Below are 20,686 nucleotides of genomic sequence, written 5' to 3'. Positions count from 1 at the left end.
AAAATTTCAGCGTGACAAGATGGGCGAACATACGGCATTTCTTGTTTGACGATTTACCCAACTAAAGGCTTTTCATGCCCTCTTCTTTTTTGCGTTCCGAAGCGGCAAACCCGGTAACCCTCCCAGATGGAACGGTTCTGGAAAACCTCGTTTACCTCAATCAGGTCATTGATCACCCCAATATTGAGATCGGGGATTACAGTTATTTCAACTCATTCCACCCCGTTGAGGATTGGGCGAGCGGCATTGCACCCTATCTTTATGCGGGTGCGCCTGAGCGCCTGACGATTGGTAAGTTCTGCCAGTTTGCGCAGGGTGTGCTGTTTATTACGAGCTCGGCGAACCATCCGATAGGCGGTTTTTCAACCTATCCATTTGCGATCTTTAATCCTGAAACCATGGGCGTTTACGCACAAAACACGGAGGCATTTCAGGATACGCATATCGGCAACGATGTTTGGATCGGGCATGACGCCAAAATCATGCCCGGTGTGACTGTTGCCGACGGGGCAATTATCGCCACTGGCTCGGTGGTCACGAATGACGTTGGCCCCTATATGATCGTTGGCGGCAATCCAGCAAAGCCCATCCGTCCACGTTTTGAATCTGACGTGATTGATTCCCTGTTGGAGATTAAATGGTGGGATTGGCCGATCGAGGACATTCAACGTCACCTTCCTCTCATTGTCGGCGCGGATATTGACGCATTGAAGGCGGTTTCCGTTTCTAAGGCTGCGAAATAATCCGTCTTGAAAGATAAATTTGACCACACGGGGCGGAGATTGCTCGATTGTTGTAAATCGCTCTTGATTCCAATCGCTGGGTGCCGTACTTCCTGCGACGACTTTAGGGGTTTAGCTCAGTTGGTAGAGCATCGGTCTCCAAAACCGAGGGTCGTGGGTTCGAGCCCCTCAGCCCCTGCCAGGTCACCTTGCGTCTTACGCATTTTGGCCTGAAGAAAGTCAGAACGGTGAATGGATTTATGTCCTTCCCATGTGTGGATGCCCCGTTTGATGCAAGAGATATTTTCAACAGTTTGAACATGTGATCGGGTACGGTCATGTGTTAGGCCTCAGTTTGCGACGTTTCACATGCCGCGGGCCGGTATGGCGATGCGAAGGTCAGGTCCAAATCAATGTCACGAGCGCGAAGCTCTCTGGGAAGGCCTGGTTTTTCTAACCTCGATCTAGTCGATCATTTGCCCTTACTGTTTCAATGTCCTTCTCACATCTTACCGAGCGTTACAGCTTCAAGCTGCCGCAACAGGATGTCGCGCTGTCCCATCTTTGACGTTCGGCCCAGTATTTGTCGGCCACCAGTGGATTTTTGGACAGGAGCCAACCCGAGCCAAGTCGCAAAATCGCGGCCACGTTTAAAACCCTCCAACGGCGGAGAGAACGCTTTGATCGCCATAGCACTCACTGGGCCAACGCCCGGTGCAGTTTGCAAACGTATCGTCTCGGGGTCAGCCGTCGCTTCATCCTTCAGGCGTCGTTCTATCACTACAATTTTGTAGCTGCAGGTGCTGAGCTGATCCAAATATACGCGGCTGAGTTCAGTGACAATCAATGGCAAGCCACTCTCTGGATCTTCGATCTGTTCGGCCAACTTCTTCACAAAATTTCGTCCGGGTGGAGCGATGATACCATATTCCATCAAGTGGCCTCGCAGCGCGTTGATGATCGCATTGTGCTGTCGGACAAATAAATCACGCGTCTTAAAGACCATCGACCGGGATTGTTGCTCAGCTGATTTAACTGGAGCGAAACGCATCGTTGGCCGGACCGCCGCTTCGGCGATGGCCTCTGCGTCATTCGCATCCTTCTTCTGGCGTTTCACAAATGGCTTTACATAGATGAGCGGGATCAGGCGGACGTCGTGGCCCAGCTTCATGATCTCGCGTCCCCAGTAATGCGACGAGGCACAGGCCTCCATCGCAGCCACGCAATTTGGCTGCTCGCTCAGGAATTTCAAGAACTGCCCGCGCGACAGTTTCTTTCGGAGTACTGGTTCGCCCGCTGCCGTCGCGCCGTGCGCCTGGAAAACTGACTTTGCCAAGTCCACGCCAATCATTGTAACTTCATTCATGGATGCCTCCTCCCATTTGGTGATTTCAACATCACCACTATGGCATACTTCGATGCCGGTTCAGGGGTGAGGCATCCACACCATCAGTGCCCTTCAGATTATTCGTTCGGTGTTCCCGTTGAAACTTTAGCGAAGTCGGCTAAGATGGGGCAGGTATCCTGAAGGCAGCAGCATGATTTTTGACTCGTTGAACCCCGTACCGCCGATATGGCGCCTATTTGGGTCACATCCCATTGCCTGACATCCCCTCGCAAAAACTCCGGATTTCCATGCATTTGGGCGCGCATAAAACCGCAACAACGCATCTTCAGCACTCGCTGGAAGCAAATGCGGACCTCTTGGCGCAATCCAAGGTGATATTCAGAGGGCCTTCAGATCTGCGCGGGCCGAAAAAATCGCTCCAGAGTCGGTTTGGACTGCCTACAAGCAAGCACCCAGAATCAAAAGAACGGGCCGAGCAAGCGCTTTGGGACTTGGCGGGGGGGCAAACCGTTTGGTGCTTTCCGAAGAAAACTTTCTTGGTCCGATGTGGCGCATCAAAAAGGGCAGGCGCGTCGCCCCCCTTTATCCGAATTCCGACTCCCAGTTGGAAAAGCTTATTCCTTATTTCGGGGGCCGCCCGTTGTCGCTTTTTTTGGCCGTCCGCAATCCCGCCGATTTAATGGCCTCGGCCTATTCGCAATCGCTTGTGGGTGGGAAGGTTGAGCCTTTCAAGAATTTCGCAGAAGGAATGGCATTTCACGACGTGCGTTGGTCAAACGTTGTGCGGCGTCTTAGTCTTGTCCCAGAGGTGGCCGAGATTTATGTTTGGCGCTATGAGGATTATCCGGCCAACTTTGTGCGAATCATGCGCAAACTGGTTGGATGGAAACTTGGCCAATTTGTTGAGCCGATTGCCCGTCGAGTTCATTCAGGGATGTCGCAACGCGCGGTCGAGCAGGTCTTGCAACAGGCGTCGCCGACGGACAGCCGCGCCCAGCAACGCGAGATGGCAATTGCGGCACGATCCCTGTTTCCGACAGCGCCTGAAAATCCACGATACTCTCCTTGGTCCCAAAATGAGATTGAAGTGGCGGCCTCTGCCTATCGTTCGGACTTTGAAGATGTCTCGAAGATGGAAAAGGTTAAAGTGATAGGGGCGTGGCAACCCCGCACGTGACGCAAACCAGCGCGCGTGCCTTGCCAAGCGCGTCACCATAGCATATATCGCTTTCGTCGCATGTGGCGACGGCATAAAGGGCAGCATCATGGCAGCAAAACGCACAAATCCGCTTCAGTTCATTCAAGAAGTGCGCGGCGAAGGGGCTAAAATCACATGGCCAACACGTCGTGAGGTCGTTTTGACCACGGCGATGGTTATGGTGATGGCAACGCTCATGGGAATCTTCTTTTCCTTGGTTGATATGGCGATCCGCTCGGGTCTGCAATTTGGCCTTGGGTTCTTCGCATAAAAAAATCGCCTCAATTGGCTTGAATTCACTTGGTTTCAGGGATACTTGAGGCATCAACATCATGGCAGGCGTGCAGCGATTCGGGCTGCGCGCTGTTTTTTGTTCAGGGTTGGATCGCACTAACCCTTTAGAATTTATACATCTTTTGGGGTTTTCCCAAAAATTGAGACAAGGACTGTGGCAAAATGGCTAAGCGTTGGTATTCGGTGAGCGTCCTCTCGAATTTCGAGAAAAAGATCGCCGAAGCAATTAAACTTGCTGCTGCGGAAGCCGGTCTTGAGGAAGAGATCGAAGAAGTACTGGTACCGACGGAGGAAATCATTGAGATCCGCCGTGGGAAAAAAGTGACCGCCGAGCGTCGCTTTATGCCGGGTTACGTTTTGATTCGCATGGAGATGAGCGACGAGGGCTACCACCTTGTGACCTCCATCAATCGCGTCACTGGATTTTTGGGTCCGCAGGGGCGTCCGATGCCGATGCGCGACGCAGAGGTGAACCAGATTTTGAATCGCGTTGAAGAGGGTCTAGAGGCGCCACGTACCTTGATCCATTTCGAAACGGGCGAAAAAGTTCAGGTTACCGACGGTCCGTTCGAAGGTTTCGACGGCATGGTCGAGGATGTGGACGAAGCAAATGGTCGCCTGAAAGTGACCGTAAGTATTTTTGGTCGGGCAACGCCGGTCGAGTTGGAATTCACACAGGTAACAAAAGATATCTAGTGTGTGGTGTGCACCTTCGAGTGCACGAAATTGTGGGAGGGGACCTGAGCGCGCTCAGAAATCCGAACCACACAACCATAGTCCCGCAAACGCGTTTGCGGTGAGTTGAAGAAGGAGAGGCCCGATGGCCAAGAAGATTGCTGGCACTATGAAGCTGCAGGTTCCTGCAGGCAAAGCCAACCCAAGCCCCCCCGTGGGCCCCGCGCTGGGTCAGCGCGGCATCAACATCATGGAATTCTGTAAAGCGTTTAACGCGAAAACAGCGGACCTTGAAGTTGGCGCCCCTTGCCCAACCGTGATCACGTATTACCAAGACAAATCTTTCTCGATGGAAGTTAAGACTCCTCCGGCGTCTTATTTCTTGAAAAAAGCTGCAAACATCACGTCGGGTGCGAAAACACCAAGCCGTGAAACTGTGGGTACTGTGACTGCGAAGCAAGTCAAAGAAATCGCAGAAGCAAAAATGAAAGACCTGAACGCAAACGATATTGAGTCAGCTATGCTGATCATCATGGGTTCTGCGCGTTCTATGGGCATCGAGGTAAAATAATCATGGCAAAGCTCGGAAAACGCACAACCGCGGCACGCGCGGCATTTGCTGGTAAAGCAAACCTCACAGTTGAAGATGCTGTTGCATTGGTGAAAGCCAGTGCCGTTGCAAAATTCGACGAAACAGTTGAAATCGCGATGAATCTTGGTGTTGACCCACGTCACGCCGACCAAATGGTTCGCGGCGTTGTTGGCTTGCCCAACGGCACTGGCAAAACAGTACGTGTTGCTGTTTTCGCACGTGGCCCTAAGGCTGACGAAGCAACGGCTGCTGGTGCAGACATCGTTGGTGCCGAGGACCTTATGGAAATCGTGCAAAGCGGCAAGATCGAATTCGATCGCTGCATTGCGACACCAGACATGATGGGTGTTGTTGGTCGTCTAGGTAAGATCCTAGGCCCACGCAACCTGATGCCAAACCCACGCGTTGGTACTGTGACTATGGATGTTGAAGCTGCTGTTAAAGCGGCCAAAGGCGGCGAAGTTCAGTTCAAAGTTGAAAAAGCTGGTGTGATCCATGCTGGTGTTGGCAAAGTGTCCTTCACTGAAGCGCAACTGATTGAAAATATTCGTGCTTTCGTTGATGCGGTTGCCAAATTGCGCCCGTCGGGCAGCAAGGGCACCTACATGAAATCGATCGCTGTCAGCTCCACAATGGGCCCAGGCGTGACATTGAACGTTGAAAGCGCAACTGGCAACTAAGCCAGTTTAAAGAATTCCGCGGGGCAACCCGCAGAATGGTGGGGCCGCCGATTTGGCCCCATCCTGTCCGAGACGGAGGGTGGCTTCGGCCATAAATCCTTCCTGAGATGGGGAACGAGACAATTTTTCGAGGGGCAACCCTCGGGTGATCTGGCCTCGGGACCCAGAAATTGGACCCGAACGGCCCAATCCCACACTGGGGGCGGGTCAAACTGAGCCGGGGGGCAACCCCCAAATTTGGAGAAAACTGTGGATAGAGCACAAAAAGAACAGTTGGTCGACGAACTCGGCCAAATCTTTGACAGCTCTGGCGTTGTAGTGGTTTGCCGCTACGAAGGCCTCACGGTTGCTGAAATGCAAGACCTTCGCGCTCAAATGAGCGAAGTCGATGGGTCTGTTCGCGTTGCCAAAAACAAGCTCGCCAAGATCGCCCTTGAGGGTAAGCCATGCGCAAGCATTGCGAGCCTCCTCAATGGCATGACTGTTCTCGCCTACTCTGAAGATCCTGTGGCTGCGGCCAAGGTTGTTCAGGCATACTCCAAAGGGAATTCCAAACTGGAAATTCTCGGTGGTGCTATGGGTGAGACGGCACTGGACGTCGCTGGTGTTAAAGCCGTTGCAGCGATGCCGTCACGCGAGGAGCTTATCGCTTCTATCGTTGGCTGCATTGGGGCACCTGCTTCCAACATCGCCGGGGCCATTGGCGCGCCTGCAAGCAATATCGCGAGCATCTTGTCTACAATTGAAGACAAGCTTGCTGCTTAAGCAACATGAGCCTTCGTGGGGATTGTCCTTACACGTTGGAACACAACTTAAACGAACGGAAACAGTATAATGGCTGATCTGAAAAAACTTGCTGAAGAGATCGTTGGTCTTACCCTTCTCGAAGCACAAGAACTGAAAACTATCCTTAAAGACGAGTATGGCATTGAGCCTGCTGCTGGCGGAGCTGTTATGATGGCTGGCCCAGCAGATGCTGGTGCTGACGCAGAAGAGCAAACAGAATTTACAGTAATTCTGAAATCTGCTGGTGCTTCCAAAATCGGCGTCATCAAAGAAGTCCGCGGCATCACAGGTCTTGGCCTGAAAGAAGCTAAAGACCTCGTAGACGCTGGCGGCAAAGCTGTCAAAGAAGGCGTTTCGAAAGAAGAAGCTGAAGACATCAAAGCTAAGCTCGAAGCAGCTGGCGCAGAAGTCGAAGTTAAGTAATTACGTCGGGCATTGTGCCCGAGTGATTACAAAAATTGGCTGGATCCGGGGTTATTCCGGGTCCAGCTTATCGCGTCTTAGAAACGGTCTGCGGCACGCGGGCATTTCCTAAGAGGCGGTTCAATGGATCGGGCGGAGCCGGTGGGCCGGTTTCGAGAATAGATCCGAATTGTTTTGTTTTGCGATACGTCCTTGTTGCCCAGCTTGGATGTCTCTGCGAAAAATCTGAAAGGTGACCACGCACATGGCTCAATCTTACCTTGGCCAAAAACGGCTTCGCAAATACTTCGGTAAAATCCGCGAAGTTCTCGAGATGCCGAACCTTATCGAGGTTCAGAAATCCTCGTACGACTTGTTCTTGAAATCTGGTGATCAGCTTACGCCCCTCGACGGCGAAGGCATCAACGGCGTATTTCAGTCGGTTTTTCCGATCAAAGATTTCAACGAAACATCCATTCTTGAGTTCGTAAAATACGAGCTCGAAAAGCCGAAATACGATGTTGAAGAATGTCAGCAACGTGACATGACTTACAGCGCGCCTTTGAAGGTGACGCTCCGCCTCATCGTGTTTGATATCGACGAAGATACAGGCGCGAAATCGGTTAAAGACATCAAAGAACAAGACGTGTTCATGGGCGATATGCCTTTAATGACACCGAATGGTACCTTTGTTGTCAACGGTACTGAGCGCGTAATCGTTTCGCAAATGCACCGCTCACCCGGCGTGTTCTTTGACCACGACAAAGGCAAAACCCACTCCTCGGGTAAACTTTTGTTCGCGTGTCGGATCATTCCTTACCGTGGGTCATGGTTGGATTTCGAATTCGACGCCAAAGACATCGTGTTCTCACGGATTGACCGTCGTCGCAAATTGCCTGTGACCACATTGCTTTATGCTTTGGGTATGGATCAAGAAGACATTTGCAACGCGTATTATGATACTGTGAACTACACGCTTAAGAAGAACAAAGGTTGGGCAACCAAGTTCTTCCCAGAGCGCGTACGTGGCACACGTCCGACATATGATTTGGTTGACGCGAAAACCGGTGAAGTGATTGCAGAAGCTGGCAAGAAGATCACGCCTCGCGCCGTGAAGAAACTTGTTGAAGACGCTGCCGTTACTCAGCTTCTTTTGCCGTTCGAGCAAATCCTCGGCAAGTTTGTTGCACGCGACATGATCAACGAAGAAACTGGCGCGATCTATGCCGAAGCTGGCGATGAGTTGGCGTTCGAATATGATAAAGCTGGCGAAATCACTGGTGGTTCTTTGCAGGAACTTCTGGACGCGGGCATCACCGAGATCCCTGTTCTTGACATCGATAACGTCAATGTTGGGCCCTACATCCGCAACACAATGGCGGCAGATAAAAACATGGGTCGCGACACCGCGCTTATGGATATCTACCGTGTGATGCGTCCTGGCGAGCCACCCACCGTTGAAAGCGCGAGCGCGTTGTTTGACACATTGTTCTTTGATAGCGAACGTTATGATCTCTCGGCCGTTGGTCGTGTGAAAATGAACATGCGTCTTGATCTGGATGCGGATGATTCCATTCGTACCTTGCGCAAAGAAGACATCGTTTCCTGTATCAAAGCGCTTGTTCAATTGCGTGATGGCAAAGGCGACATCGACGACATTGACCACCTCGGCAACCGTCGTGTGCGCTCTGTTGGCGAATTGATGGAAAATCAATACCGTGTTGGTCTGTTGCGCATGGAACGTGCGATCAAAGAGCGGATGTCCTCCGTCGAGATCGACACTGTCATGCCACAAGACCTGATCAATGCGAAACCAGCCGCTGCTGCGGTGCGTGAATTCTTCGGCTCTTCGCAGCTGTCGCAGTTCATGGACCAAACCAACCCGCTCTCGGAAGTCACGCACAAGCGTCGTCTTTCTGCGCTTGGGCCTGGCGGCTTGACGCGCGAACGTGCGGGCTTTGAGGTTCGTGACGTTCACCCAACACACTATGGTCGTATGTGTCCAATTGAGACTCCAGAGGGTCCGAATATTGGTCTGATCAACTCGCTGGCGACTTTTGCCCGAGTGAACAAATACGGCTTTATCGAAACGCCTTATCGCAAGGTTGTCGACACCAAAGTGACTGACGAAGTTCAGTACATGTCGGCTACTGAAGAGATGCGTCACACGGTTGCGCAAGCAAACGCGCAGCTCGATGACGAAGGCAAGTTCAAAAACGACCTCGTGTCGGCACGTCAATCTGGCGAGTACACATTGAGCCCAGCGGCAAACATCGACTTGATCGACGTTTCGCCAAAACAGCTGGTCTCGGTTGCGGCTTCGCTTATTCCGTTCCTCGAAAACGATGACGCCAACCGTGCCTTGATGGGCTCGAACATGATGCGTCAAGCCGTTCCTTTGCTACAGGCTGAAGCGCCTTTGGTTGGGACCGGTATTGAGGAAGTGGTTGCACGCGACTCCGGTGCTTCGATCATGGCGAAACGCCAAGGTATCGTTGACCAAGTTGATGCGCAGCGTATCGTTGTTCGTGCGACGCATGATCTTGAACTCGGCGATGCTGGCGTAGACATCTATCGTCTGCGTAAGTTCCAACGCTCAAACCAAAACACCTGTATCAACCAACGCCCGTTGGTAAAAGTAGGCGATATTGTCGGCAAAAACGAAGTTATTGCTGACGGCCCGTCCACGGATATTGGCGAATTGGCTTTGGGTAAAAACGTGATTGTCGCGTTTATGCCTTGGAATGGCTACAACTACGAAGACTCCATCCTAATCTCTGAGCGTATCGTTCGTGATGACGTGTTTACTTCGGTTCACATCGAAGAATTCGAAGTCGCCGCACGTGATACAAAGCTTGGTCCCGAGGAAATCACACGTGATATTCCAAACGTTGGTGAAGAAGCGCTGCGCAACCTCGACGAGGCTGGCATTGTTTACATCGGCGCGGAAGTGCATCCTGGTGATATCCTTGTGGGTAAAATCACACCGAAGGGCGAAAGCCCAATGACGCCTGAAGAAAAGCTTCTTCGCGCGATCTTCGGTGAAAAAGCCTCTGACGTACGTGACACATCGTTGCGTGTGAAGCCGGGTGATTTCGGGACTGTTGTGGAAGTTCGTGTTTTCAACCGCCACGGCGTTGAAAAAGACGAACGTGCGTTGCAAATCGAGCGTGAAGAAGTCGAACGTTTGGCGCGTGACCGCGACGACGAGCTGACAATTCTTGATCGCAACATCTATCAGCGTCTTAAATCTATGGTTCTGGGTAAAACCGTTGCCAAGGGTCCGAAGGGCGTTAAGCCTGGGTCCGAAGTAACCGAAGATCTTTTGGGCATGTTGTCCAAAGGTCTATGGTGGCAGCTCGCACTTGAAGATGAAGAAGCAGCAAAAATCATCGAAGCTCTGAACGCGCAATACGACGTACAGAAAAAGATGATGGAAGCGCGCTTCGAGGACAAAGTCGAAAAAGTGCGCCGCGGCGATGATTTGCCTCCGGGTGTGATGAAGATGGTTAAAGTCTTTATTGCTGTGAAGCGTAAGCTTCAGCCAGGTGATAAAATGGCGGGTCGTCACGGGAACAAAGGTGTTATTTCCAAGGTTGTGCCTATGGAAGACATGCCGTTCCTCGCGGATGGTACGCCAGTTGACTTCTGTTTGAACCCACTGGGTGTGCCTTCGCGGATGAACGTTGGTCAGATTCTTGAAACCCACATGGGTTGGGCGAGCCGTGGTTTGGGTATCCAAATCGACGAAGCGCTTGGCGAATATCGTCGTTCTGGCGATATGACCCCTGTTCGGGATGCGATGAAGTTTGCTTATGGCGATGATGTCTATGACGAAGGCATCGCCGACATGACTGAAAAGCAATTGTTGGAAGCTGCGGGTAACGTTACCGGCGGTGTGCCAATCGCGACACCGGTTTTTGACGGCGCCAAAGAGGCGGATGTTAACGACGCGTTGACGCGGGCTGGCTTTGACACTTCTGGTCAATCGGTTCTGTTTGATGGTCGTACAGGCGAGCAATTCGCCCGTAAAGTGACCGTGGGTATGAAATACCTGCTCAAACTGCATCACCTCGTGGACGACAAAATCCACGCACGTTCAACGGGGCCTTACAGCCTTGTCACGCAGCAACCTCTGGGCGGTAAAGCTCAGTTCGGTGGCCAGCGTTTCGGGGAGATGGAAGTCTGGGCGCTCGAAGCATATGGCGCGGCTTACACGCTGCAAGAGATGCTGACCGTGAAATCCGATGACGTTGCCGGACGGACGAAAGTCTATGAAAGCATTGTCAAAGGTGAAGATAATTACGAGGCCGGTGTGCCCGAAAGCTTCAACGTGCTTGTCAAAGAAGTCCGGGGCCTCGGCCTCAACATGGAACTCCTGGATGCGGAGGAGGATGAGTAGGGCCCCGTGCCTTACTCCTCCCACCTTCCCCTGATTATAAGGAACGCAAGATGAACCAGGAACTTACAAACAACCCGTTTAACCCGCTCACACCCCAAAAGACTTTTGACGAGATCAAAGTTTCTTTGGCGAGCCCGGAACGGATCCTCTCGTGGTCTTACGGCGAAATCAAAAAGCCAGAGACCATCAACTATCGTACGTTCAAACCAGAGCGTGACGGTCTTTTCTGTGCGCGTATTTTTGGCCCCATCAAAGACTACGAATGTCTCTGTGGCAAATATAAGCGTATGAAATATCGCGGCGTTGTCTGCGAGAAATGTGGTGTTGAAGTTACGCTTCAAAAAGTGCGTCGTGAGCGCATGGGCCACATTGAACTTGCAGCACCTGTTGCGCACATCTGGTTCCTCAAGTCGTTGCCATCGCGCATCGGCCTGATGCTGGATATGACACTGCGCGATCTTGAACGTATTCTCTACTTTGAAAACTACGTTGTCATTGAGCCGGGCCTTACAGACCTGACTTACGGTCAACTGATGTCCGAAGAAGAGTATATGGACGCCCAAGACGCGTTCGGTATGGACGCATTTACCGCCGGTATCGGCGCTGAAGCCATCCGTGAAATGCTCTCCTTGATCGACCTTGAATCTGAGGCCGAAACGCTGCGGGCCGACTTGGCCGAAGCAACGGGTGAGTTGAAGCCAAAGAAGATCATCAAACGCCTTAAAATCGTTGAGAGCTTCCTTGAGTCCGGCAACCGTCCTGAGTGGATGGTTATGACGGTGATCCCAGTGATCCCGCCAGAGTTGCGCCCCTTGGTTCCGCTTGATGGCGGTCGTTTTGCGACCTCCGACCTCAACGATCTGTATCGTCGGGTGATCAACCGTAACAACCGTTTGAAACGCCTTCTTGAGCTGCGTGCGCCCGATATCATCGTGCGTAACGAAAAACGTATGCTGCAAGAATCCGTTGATGCGCTGTTTGACAACGGCCGTCGTGGTCGTGTGATTACTGGGGCCAACAAGCGTCCTTTGAAATCATTGTCTGACATGCTCAAAGGTAAGCAAGGCCGTTTCCGTCAAAACCTTTTGGGTAAGCGCGTCGACTTCTCTGGCCGTTCGGTGATTGTGACCGGTCCTGAGTTGAAACTGCATCAATGTGGTCTTCCTAAGAAGATGGCGTTGGAACTGTTTAAACCGTTTATCTACTCGCGTCTTGAAGCCAAAGGCCTGTCTTCCACTGTGAAGCAAGCCAAGAAACTCGTGGAAAAAGAACGTCCCGAAGTTTGGGATATCTTGGATGAGGTTATTCGGGAACACCCCGTCATGCTCAACCGCGCGCCGACGCTTCACCGTCTTGGTATCCAAGCGTTTGAACCGATCCTGATTGAAGGGAAAGCTATTCAGCTTCACCCCCTCGTTTGTTCGGCCTTTAACGCTGACTTTGACGGCGACCAAATGGCGGTTCACGTTCCTTTGAGCCTTGAAGCACAGCTTGAAGCACGTGTTTTGATGATGTCCACGAACAACGTTTTGTCGCCCGCCAACGGTGCGCCAATTATCGTTCCGTCACAGGACATGATCTTGGGCCTTTATTACATCACTCTCATGCGTCAAGGCATGATTGGTGAGGGCATGGCCTTTGCGGATGTGGATGAGGTTCAACACGCTCTTGATGCTGGTGTCGTTCACTTGCACTCCAAAATCATCGCGCGGGTTCCGCAAATTGATGAAGAAGGCAACGAGATCATGGTGCGGTTTGAAACCACACCTGGTCGTGTGCGCCTCGGTGCGCTTTTGCCGAAAAATGCAAAAGCACCGTTTGAGTTGGTCAACAACTTGCTGCGGAAGAAAGACGTTCAGAAAGTCATCGACACGGTCTACCGTTATTGCGGTCAGAAAGAGTCAGTTATCTTCTGTGACCACATCATGACCATGGGTTTCCGCGAAGCGTTCAAAGCGGGTATTTCCTTTGGTAAAGACGACATGGTTATCCCAGATACAAAATGGGCAACCGTTGACGAAACACGCGATCAAGTTCGTGACTTTGAACTTCAATATATGGACGGCCTGATTACTCAGGGCGAGAAATATAACAAAGTTGTCGATGCTTGGTCCAAGTGTAACGACAAAGTCACTGATGCGATGATGAACACCATTTCTGCTCTGAAAATTGACGAAAATGGCGCTGAAATGGAGCCGAACTCGGTTTACATGATGGCCCACTCTGGTGCGCGTGGTTCGGTTACTCAGATGAAACAGCTCGGCGGGATGCGTGGTCTTATGGCCAAGCCGAACGGCGACATCATCGAGACACCGATTATCTCGAACTTTAAAGAGGGCCTCTCGGTTCTTGAGTACTTCAACTCTACCCACGGTGCACGTAAAGGTCTGTCTGATACCGCGCTTAAAACGGCGAACTCGGGTTATTTGACACGTCGTTTGGTGGATGTTGCACAGGATTGTATCGTTCGCGAACATGACTGTGGAACGGAAATGTCTATTACCGCTGAAGCTGCGGTAAAAGACGGTGAAGTTGTTGCAAGCATCGCCGAGATCGTTCTGGGTCGTGTTGCTGCGGAGGATGTCCTGAAACCAGGCACCGACGAAGTTATCGTTTCCAAAAACGAAGTCATCGACGAGCGTAAATCCGACCTTATCGAAGCTGCCGGTGTGGCAACGATGCGGATGCGGAGCCCGTTGACATGTGAGGCCGAAGAAGGCGTCTGCGCCATGTGTTACGGTCGTGACCTTGCACGCGGTACTTTGGTGAACCAAGGCGAAGCGGTTGGTATTATCGCGGCGCAATCCATTGGTGAGCCTGGCACACAGCTTACAATGCGGACGTTCCACATTGGTGGCGTTGCACAGGGTGGTCAACAGTCGTTCCAAGAAGCCAGCCACACAGGCAAAGTCGGTTTCAAAAACGAGCTTCTGCTTAAGAACTCCTCGGGTGAATCGATTGTTATGGGCCGCAACATGCTCCTCACAATCGAGGACGAAAGCGGCGCTGAGCTTGTAAGTCACAAGATCAGTTATGGTTCGAAAATCCACGTCAAAGCGGGTTCGAATGTTACCCGTGGCGACAAACTGTTTGAATGGGATCCCTATACGCTCCCAATCATTGCCGAAAAAGCGGGTACTGCGAAATTCGTTGACCTCGTAAGCGGTATTTCCGTGCGCGACGAAACCGATGACGCAACAGGCATGACGCAGAAAATCGTTATCGATTGGCGTGCTGCACCTAAAGGCAACGAACTCAAGCCTGAGATTTTCATCATTGGTGAAGATGGTGAACCGTTGCGCAATGATGTGGGCAACCTTGTTTCCTATCCTATGTCGGTTGACGCTGTGCTCTCGATAGAAGAGAGCTCGGAAGTTCAAGCGGGTGATGTGATTGCGCGTATTCCTCGCGAAGGCGCGAAAACCAAGGACATTACCGGTGGTCTGCCACGGGTTGCGGAACTCTTTGAGGCACGTCGTCCCAAAGACCACGCGATCATCGCAGAAATCGACGGCTTTGTTCGTTTCGGTCGCGACTATAAAAACAAGCGTCGGATCTCGATTGAGCCAAAAGACGAGAGTCTGGAGCCAGTGGAATATATGGTTCCAAAAGGGAAGCACATCCCAGTAGCCGAGGGCGATTTCGTCCAAAAAGGCGACTACATCATGGATGGCAACCCTGCGCCGCATGACATTCTTGCAGTTATGGGTGTTGAAGCTCTCGCCAACTATATGGTCGAGGAAGTTCAGGAAGTTTACCGTCTCCAAGGCGTGAAGATTAACGATAAACACATCGAGGTTATCGTTCGTCAAATGCTCCAGAAATGGGAAATTCTGGACAGCGGTGAAACCACATTGCTCAAAGGCGAGCACGTGGACAAAGCCGAGTTTGATGCCGCAAATGCCAAAGCGGAGGCCGCTGGTCGCCGTCTCGCATCTGGGGAACCCATCCTTCTTGGTATCACCAAAGCGTCGCTTCAAACGCGTTCGTTCATCTCGGCGGCGTCCTTCCAAGAGACAACCCGTGTGCTTACGGAGGCTTCGGTCCAAGGCAAGCGCGACAAACTGGTTGGCCTCAAAGAGAACGTCATCGTGGGCCGCTTGATCCCTGCTGGTACCGGTGGTGCCACGCAACAAGCGCGTGCCATTGCTGTTCAGCGTGACAACGTGGTTCTGGAAGCCCGTCGCGCAGAAGCCGAACAGGCAGCCGCAATTGCTGCCCCTGTGGTGCCTAAGGACGTGATCGGCGGCGATGTGTTCTCAACACCCGCTTCCGAGACCGAAGAAAGCCGCGACTCTTAATAACGTCCGACAAGCAATTTAAATTGGGCCCCTGCGTTTACCGACGTGGGGGCCTTTTTCGTTTATCGCCTCTGGTGCGAACTTTGGGCTGGGAAAATCGAAAAGGCAGGCCTAGGTTGTCAAAAAACAACCGCGAGATCGCCCATGGCTCAGGACTACAACAATCAAGTGATCGGTCTTGTTCGGTTCTCGTTTCCGGCGCTGTCGGGCTTTTCCAAGGGCGGTGATGATTTTAAGGAACTTGAAGCGTTTCTCTATGATCCTGAGCGGCTTGAACGGCGATTCTATTTGTTCGAGAAGCTCTGCCTTCCGTCGCTACTCGCGCAAACAGACCCCGATTTTACGTGCGTCTTTCTTGTGGGGAACAGCCTCCCGCCGGCGGCAAAAGATCACCTTCAAGCCCTCATTTCGCCTCTCGCAAACGCACGGATTGTTGCCCGAGAGAGTGAACACAATTATGCAGCCATTCGCAAAGTCTATGACAGCATCCCTCAAGACGGTTTTAGCCACCGGACGAGCTTTCGGCTGGATGATGATGATGCGCTTTCCAATGATTATATCAAACGCCTAAAGCAAACGGCGCGGAAGTTGGAACCCCTTTGCAAACCGAAGCTACCTCTTGCGCTTTCCTTCAATCGAGGGTTTTACGTTCAGATAAAAAACGGCGAAAATCGCATTTTTGACGCCTGCGAACGCACACCTTTATCGGTTGGCTCGGCACTTTTCGCCCAAGCGGGACACCCGGAAAATGTCTATGCCCGCAATCATCGATTTCTCGGCCAATTCTTTAATCTTTATTCCGATGTCTCGGAACCAAATTTCATTCGCGCAATCCATCGGGACAATGACAGCGATCCGGTGATTGTCGGACATTCAAACAAGCTCTCCAAAGCGGAGATCAAGACGGGTATCGATACGCATTTTCCGATCCCCTTTGACACATTACAGGACCTCTAATGTACGAGTCTACGCAGGGTGAAAATTTACGCGGCGCCGCGATGATGAGCGCTTCGATGGCGGGCTTTACGGTGAACGATGCGTTCATGAAAGTCCTGCTAGAAGATATGCCATTTTATCAAGGTTTGTTAATACGAGCTGTGATTGTCGGGGTGATGATTGTCGCATTTGCAAAGTTCACAGGAGGACTAGACCTTCGTTTGACCCGCCGCGATAGCTGGATCGTTTTTTGGCGTACCGTCGGTGAAGTCTCGGCATCTTTCCTTTTCATAACGGCCCTCATGCATATGCCTCTGGCCAACACTACGGCTATCATGCAATCGCTTCCACTTACAGTTGCCCTCGCGGGAGCTCTCTTTTTTAGGGAGCCGCTTGGTTGGCGTAGGCTGACTGCGATTTTTGCTGGGTTCTGCGGGGTGATGCTCATTGTCCGGCCCGGGACTGATTTCAATTTCTATGCGCTCTATGCCTTGGGGGCGGTCTTTGCCGTGACGTTACGCGATCTTGCGTCACGCCAACTTTCCCCCAACGTTAGAACCTTACCCGTTATATTTTTTGCGACCATCGGGAATGCGGGCTTAGGATTCGCTCTGTTTGTTTTAGGGGGAGGCGCCTCGGAGCCTTGGCAGGACATCGGAGCCCAACAGGTTTGCTTGCTCGTAGGAGCATCGGCATTCTTGGTTGTTGGGTATGCGTTTTCCGTGAGTTCAATGCGGGTAGGAGCCCTCGCGGTTGTGACACCTTTTCGCTATACGGCGATCCTCTTTGCGCTTGTCCTTGGGTTTGTGGTGTTTGATGACTGGCCAGATACGTTCACGCTTATTGGGGCGGGAATCGTCGTGTTATCTGGGCTGGTGACATTGTTCAGGGAACAACTTGCCGCGAAGCGGGCGCGCTTGGCCTTAAACCGATGAGAATTCGATCCGGTGGGAATGCGCGTCTGCGAACAGAAAAATCGTGGGGCAAATTACGCGCAACGCATGATCTCGGCGAAAAATTGGCCTCGTTTTCGCATTGGGTAGGAATCGCGCTGACCTGTGTTGACAATGGCGGCGACTCCCCATAAATAGCGCCTACTTGGCATGGGTGTATTCCCGATTTGCCGTATTCAAAACCGAAGTGGTCACGATCCGGGCCTTATTGCTCCGATCCTCTGAATGCCCACCGCGTCGTTCCCACACTGGGGATGGATGTGGTTTTTTTGCGTTTTGTGCACGGGATGTGCCTATGAGCCATACGGGGCGTCGTCCCGTTTTGAAATTTTGTGTTGCAACACGGGGAAATAACCGGAATGCCAACTATACAACAGCTGATCCGCAAGCCGCGCCAGCCGAAAGTAAAACGTCAGAAATCCATGCACCTGCAGGCTTGTCCTCAGAAGCGTGGCGTCTGCACACGTGTCTATACAACGACACCAAAGAAACCAAACTCTGCTATGCGTCGCGTCGCCAAAGTGCGCCTGACAAATGGTTTTGAGGTCATTAGCTACATCCCGGGTGAAGGTCACAACCTTCAGGAGCACTCTGTTGTTCTTATCCGCGGCGGTCGTGTAAAAGACCTTCCGGGTGTTCGCTACCACGTTCTGCGCGGTGTGCTGGATACCCAAGGTGTTAAAGATCGTAAGCAACGTCGTTCGAAATACGGCGCTAAGCGTCCTAAATAAAGGGAGACTGAGATGTCCCGTCGTCACGCCGCTGAAAAGCGCGAAGTTCTTCCAGACGCTAAGTTTGGGGATAAAGTTCTTACCAAGTTCATGAATAACCTCATGATCGATGGTAAAAAATCCGTTGCTGAGAGCATTGTTTACAACGCGTTTGATCGCGTTGAAGACAAGATCAAACGCGCACCTGTAGAAGTGTTCCATGAAGCACTCGAAAACATCAAACCTTCGCTCGAAGTGCGTTCGCGCCGCGTGGGTGGTGCGACGTATCAGGTGCCTGTTGATGTGCGCCCTGAGCGCCGCGAAGCACTTGCGATCCGTTGGTTGATCACGTCTGCGCGCAAGCGTAACGAGAACACAATGGAAGAGCGTCTTGCTGGTGAGCTGTTGGATGCGGTTAATAACCGTGGCACAGCCGTCAAAAAGCGCGAAGATACCCACAAAATGGCCGAAGCTAATAAAGCTTTCAGCCATTACCGCTGGTAAACCCTTAGGGCTTAGGACCAACATAATGGCACGCGATTATCCCCTCGACAGATACCGCAACTTCGGCATCATGGCGCACATCGACGCAGGTAAAACAACCTGTTCCGAGCGCATCCTGTTTTATACAGGCAAGTCCCACAATATTGGTGAGGTGCACGATGGTGCGGCCACCATGGACTGGATGGAGCAAGAGCAAGAGCGCGGTATTACTATTACTTCGGCTGCAACGACTACTTTCTGGGAGCGCACCGAAGACGGTGACACTCCAGATAGTGAAAAGCACCGGATGAACATTATCGACACACCAGGTCACGTTGACTTCACAATCGAAGTTGAGCGTTCCTTGGCCGTTCTCGATGGTGCTGTTGCGGTTCTAGACGCGAATGCGGGTGTTGAACCACAGACTGAAACTGTTTGGCGTCAGGCTGACCGATATAAAGTTCCGCGCATTGTTTTTGTCAACAAAATGGACAAAATCGGCGCGGACTTCTTCAACTGTGTTCATATGATCGAAGATCGTACGGGCGCTGTTGCGGCTCCAATCCAAATCCCAATCGGTTCAGAAACCGAACTCGAAGGCTTGGTCGATCTTGTGACCATGGAAGAGTGGGTTTGGGAAGGTGAAGACCTTGGCGCATCTTGGGAAAAACGCCCAATCCGTGCTGAACTTCTTGAGTTGGCGACTGAATGGCGCGGCAAACTGATTGAGATTGCTGTCGACATGGATGACGCGGCAATGGAAGCTTACCTCGAAGGCAATGAGCCTGATGTTCCAACTTTGCGCCGCCTTATTCGCGCAGGGACTTTGGCCATCAAATTCATTCCCGTTCTTTGTGGTTCTGCGTTCAAAAACAAAGGCGTTCAGCCTCTGTTGAATGCTGTGATCGACTATCTTCCATCGCCGATGGACGTTGTTGATTACATGGGCTTTAGACCAGGTGACGAGACAGAAACACGTAATATCCCGCGTCGCGCGGATGATACTATGGCGTTCTCGGGACTTGCGTTCAAAATCATGAACGACCCCTTCGTTGGTACCCTTACGTTCACACGCATCTACTCTGGCGTTCTGAACAAAGGTGACAATCTTCTGAACTCTACGAAGGGCCGCAAAGAGCGCGTCGGTCGTATGATGATGATGCACTCCAATGATCGCGAAGAGATCCAAGAAGCATTTGCGGGCGACATTATCGCGCTTGCGGGCCTCAAAGATACCACAACGGGTGACACTCTGTGTTCCGTTGCTGATCCAGTAGTTTTGGAAACAATGACGTTCCCAGAGCCTGTTATCGAGATCGCGATTGAGCCTAAAACTAAGGCTGACCAAGAAAAAATGTCGACTGGCCTTGGCCGTTTGGCTGCTGAAGATCCTTCCTTCCGCGTTGAGACTGACCTTGAGTCCGGTCAAACAATTATGCGCGGCATGGGCGAGCTTCACCTCGATATCCTCGTGGACCGTCTTAAGCGTGAGTTTAAGGTTGAAGCGAATATCGGTGCTCCACAAGTTGCCTACCGCGAGACCATTGGCCACGAAGTTGAGCACGTTTACACCCACAAGAAACAGTCGGGTGGTTCGGGTCAATACGCTGAAGTTAAGCTGCAGATCATCCCAACTGAGCCGGGCGAGGGTTACTCCTTCGAAAGCAAAGTCGTTGGTGGGTCTGTTCCGAAAGAATACGTACCAGGTGTCGAAAAAGGCATTAAATCGGTTATGGATAGCGGCCCCCTTGCTGGCTTCCCTGTGATCGACTTTAAAGTCATTCTTATCGAGGGTAAGTACCACGATGTTGACTCCAGCATCCTCGCATTCGAAATCGCTGCACGTATGTGTATGCGGGAAGGTATGCGTAAAGCTGGCGCGAAATTGCTTGAGCCAATCATGAAGGTCGAAGTCATCACGCCTGATGAATACACCGGTAGTGTTATTGGCGATCTGACATCGCGTCGCGGTCATATTCAAGGGCAAGATACACGCGGTAACGCCATTGCTATCGATGCTTTCGTCCCATTGGCTAACATGTTCGGCTACATCAACAATTTGCGCTCAATGTCTTCGGGCCGCGCAAACTTCTCGATGCAGTTTGACCATTACGAACCAGTACCGTCGAATATCTCGGAAGAAATTCAGGCGAAATTCGCCTAATCGTAATTGCGGGTCAGACTTTTTTCTGACCCGCTCACTA

The 20,686-nt window shown here is 51.8% G+C and carries 15 protein-coding genes, 1 tRNA gene and 1 pseudogene; 16 read left to right on the top strand and 1 reads right to left on the bottom strand.

Features of this window, described 5'->3' with window-relative positions; all coding sequences use genetic code 11:
• Positions 1-74: 74 nt before the first annotated feature.
• Both RC74_RS04385 and RC74_RS04380 read left to right on the top strand, forming a co-directional pair.
• The gene (locus RC74_RS04385) at positions 75-743 is read left to right on the top strand and encodes a CatB-related O-acetyltransferase (protein ID WP_039003501.1); all 669 of its coding nucleotides are present in this window, start codon (positions 75-77) and stop codon (positions 741-743) included.
• A 105-nt stretch (positions 744-848) separates the two neighbouring features.
• Positions 849-924, top strand: a tRNA-Trp gene (locus tag RC74_RS04380).
• A 342-nt stretch (positions 925-1,266) separates the two neighbouring features.
• On the opposite strand, the pseudogene RC74_RS04375 reads toward RC74_RS04380, so the two are convergent.
• Positions 1,267-2,088 (bottom strand): annotated as a pseudogene (locus RC74_RS04375) (IS110 family RNA-guided transposase); the annotation flags it as partial.
• A gap of 466 nt (positions 2,089-2,554) precedes the next feature.
• On the opposite strand from RC74_RS04375, the gene RC74_RS04370 reads away from it, so the two are divergent.
• The 14 genes from RC74_RS04370 to fusA all read left to right on the top strand — a co-directional run bounded on the left by RC74_RS04370 (position 2,555) and on the right by fusA (position 20,646).
• Positions 2,555-3,247 carry a hypothetical protein gene (locus tag RC74_RS04370; RefSeq protein ID WP_062628134.1) on the top strand — a complete coding sequence of 231 codons (693 nt, stop codon included), beginning with the start codon at positions 2,555-2,557 and terminating at the stop codon, positions 3,245-3,247.
• 88 nt (positions 3,248-3,335) lie between these two features.
• Positions 3,336-3,539 carry a preprotein translocase subunit SecE gene (gene secE, locus RC74_RS04365; RefSeq protein WP_039003436.1) on the top strand — a complete coding sequence of 68 codons (204 nt, stop codon included), beginning with the start codon at positions 3,336-3,338 and terminating at the stop codon, positions 3,537-3,539.
• A gap of 185 nt (positions 3,540-3,724) precedes the next feature.
• Entirely contained in the window at positions 3,725-4,258 is a 534-nt protein-coding gene (nusG, locus tag RC74_RS04360) for a transcription termination/antitermination protein NusG (RefSeq protein WP_039003437.1), read from the top strand.
• 124 nt (positions 4,259-4,382) lie between these two features.
• A complete protein-coding gene (gene rplK, locus RC74_RS04355; RefSeq protein WP_039003438.1) occupies positions 4,383-4,808 on the top strand; it encodes a 50S ribosomal protein L11 in 426 nt (141 codons plus the stop codon).
• Between the two features lie 2 nt (positions 4,809-4,810).
• Positions 4,811-5,509, top strand: a complete 699-nt coding sequence (gene rplA / locus RC74_RS04350) for a 50S ribosomal protein L1 (RefSeq protein WP_039003439.1) — start codon at positions 4,811-4,813, stop codon at positions 5,507-5,509.
• A gap of 249 nt (positions 5,510-5,758) precedes the next feature.
• Positions 5,759-6,274 (top strand): 50S ribosomal protein L10, encoded by a 516-nt coding sequence (gene rplJ, locus RC74_RS04345; RefSeq protein ID WP_039003440.1) that lies wholly within the window; start codon positions 5,759-5,761, stop codon positions 6,272-6,274.
• Positions 6,275-6,343: 69 nt separating this feature from the next.
• Positions 6,344-6,718, top strand: coding sequence for a 50S ribosomal protein L7/L12 (gene rplL / locus RC74_RS04340; protein WP_039003441.1), 375 nt, complete (start codon positions 6,344-6,346; stop codon positions 6,716-6,718).
• A 244-nt stretch (positions 6,719-6,962) separates the two neighbouring features.
• Positions 6,963-11,099: a DNA-directed RNA polymerase subunit beta gene (rpoB, locus tag RC74_RS04335; RefSeq protein ID WP_039003442.1), complete on the top strand. Its 4,137-nt coding sequence runs from the start codon at positions 6,963-6,965 to the stop codon at positions 11,097-11,099.
• A gap of 50 nt (positions 11,100-11,149) precedes the next feature.
• The gene (rpoC, locus tag RC74_RS04330) at positions 11,150-15,400 is read left to right on the top strand and encodes a DNA-directed RNA polymerase subunit beta' (protein ID WP_039003443.1); all 4,251 of its coding nucleotides are present in this window, start codon (positions 11,150-11,152) and stop codon (positions 15,398-15,400) included.
• A 144-nt stretch (positions 15,401-15,544) separates the two neighbouring features.
• Positions 15,545-16,357 carry a glycosyltransferase gene (locus RC74_RS04325; protein ID WP_039003449.1) on the top strand — a complete coding sequence of 271 codons (813 nt, stop codon included), beginning with the start codon at positions 15,545-15,547 and terminating at the stop codon, positions 16,355-16,357.
• Entirely contained in the window at positions 16,357-17,271 is a 915-nt protein-coding gene (locus RC74_RS04320; protein ID WP_039003444.1) for a DMT family transporter, read from the top strand. The genes RC74_RS04325 and RC74_RS04320 overlap by 1 nt, the downstream gene beginning before the upstream one ends.
• 377 nt (positions 17,272-17,648) lie before the next feature.
• A complete protein-coding gene (rpsL, locus tag RC74_RS04315) occupies positions 17,649-18,020 on the top strand; it encodes a 30S ribosomal protein S12 (RefSeq protein WP_039003445.1) in 372 nt (123 codons plus the stop codon).
• A gap of 12 nt (positions 18,021-18,032) precedes the next feature.
• On the top strand, positions 18,033-18,503 hold the full coding sequence (rpsG, locus tag RC74_RS04310; RefSeq protein WP_039003446.1) for a 30S ribosomal protein S7: 471 nt from the start codon (positions 18,033-18,035) through the stop codon (positions 18,501-18,503).
• Between the two features lie 25 nt (positions 18,504-18,528).
• Positions 18,529-20,646 (top strand): elongation factor G, encoded by a 2,118-nt coding sequence (fusA, locus tag RC74_RS04305; protein ID WP_039003447.1) that lies wholly within the window; start codon positions 18,529-18,531, stop codon positions 20,644-20,646.
• The last annotated feature ends 40 nt before the right edge of the window (positions 20,647-20,686 follow it).

The organism is Falsihalocynthiibacter arcticus (assembly GCF_000812665.2).
GTDB classification, from domain to species: domain Bacteria; phylum Pseudomonadota; class Alphaproteobacteria; order Rhodobacterales; family Rhodobacteraceae; genus Falsihalocynthiibacter; species Falsihalocynthiibacter arcticus.
Note: the sequence above shows the minus strand (reverse complement) of the source record. Positions and strands in the feature narration are given on the sequence as shown.

What these genes read in the sequence shown, in the direction of transcription:
- rpsL (WP_039003445.1), top strand. Translation starts at nt 17,649, where the DNA reads ATGCCAACTATACAACAGCTGATCCGCAAGCCGCGCCAGCCGAAAGTA.
- rplL (WP_039003441.1), top strand. Translation starts at nt 6,344, where the DNA reads ATGGCTGATCTGAAAAAACTTGCTGAAGAGATCGTTGGTCTTACCCTT.
- rplA (WP_039003439.1), top strand. Translation starts at nt 4,811, where the DNA reads ATGGCAAAGCTCGGAAAACGCACAACCGCGGCACGCGCGGCATTTGCT.
- rpoC (WP_039003443.1), top strand. Translation starts at nt 11,150, where the DNA reads ATGAACCAGGAACTTACAAACAACCCGTTTAACCCGCTCACACCCCAA.
- rpoB (WP_039003442.1), top strand. Translation starts at nt 6,963, where the DNA reads ATGGCTCAATCTTACCTTGGCCAAAAACGGCTTCGCAAATACTTCGGT.
- rpsG (WP_039003446.1), top strand. Translation starts at nt 18,033, where the DNA reads ATGTCCCGTCGTCACGCCGCTGAAAAGCGCGAAGTTCTTCCAGACGCT.
- secE (WP_039003436.1), top strand. Translation starts at nt 3,336, where the DNA reads ATGGCAGCAAAACGCACAAATCCGCTTCAGTTCATTCAAGAAGTGCGC.
- fusA (WP_039003447.1), top strand. Translation starts at nt 18,529, where the DNA reads ATGGCACGCGATTATCCCCTCGACAGATACCGCAACTTCGGCATCATG.
- RC74_RS04325 (WP_039003449.1), top strand. Translation starts at nt 15,545, where the DNA reads ATGGCTCAGGACTACAACAATCAAGTGATCGGTCTTGTTCGGTTCTCG.
- RC74_RS04320 (WP_039003444.1), top strand. Translation starts at nt 16,357, where the DNA reads ATGTACGAGTCTACGCAGGGTGAAAATTTACGCGGCGCCGCGATGATG.
- RC74_RS04385 (WP_039003501.1), top strand. Translation starts at nt 75, where the DNA reads ATGCCCTCTTCTTTTTTGCGTTCCGAAGCGGCAAACCCGGTAACCCTC.
- rplK (WP_039003438.1), top strand. Translation starts at nt 4,383, where the DNA reads ATGGCCAAGAAGATTGCTGGCACTATGAAGCTGCAGGTTCCTGCAGGC.
- nusG (WP_039003437.1), top strand. Translation starts at nt 3,725, where the DNA reads ATGGCTAAGCGTTGGTATTCGGTGAGCGTCCTCTCGAATTTCGAGAAA.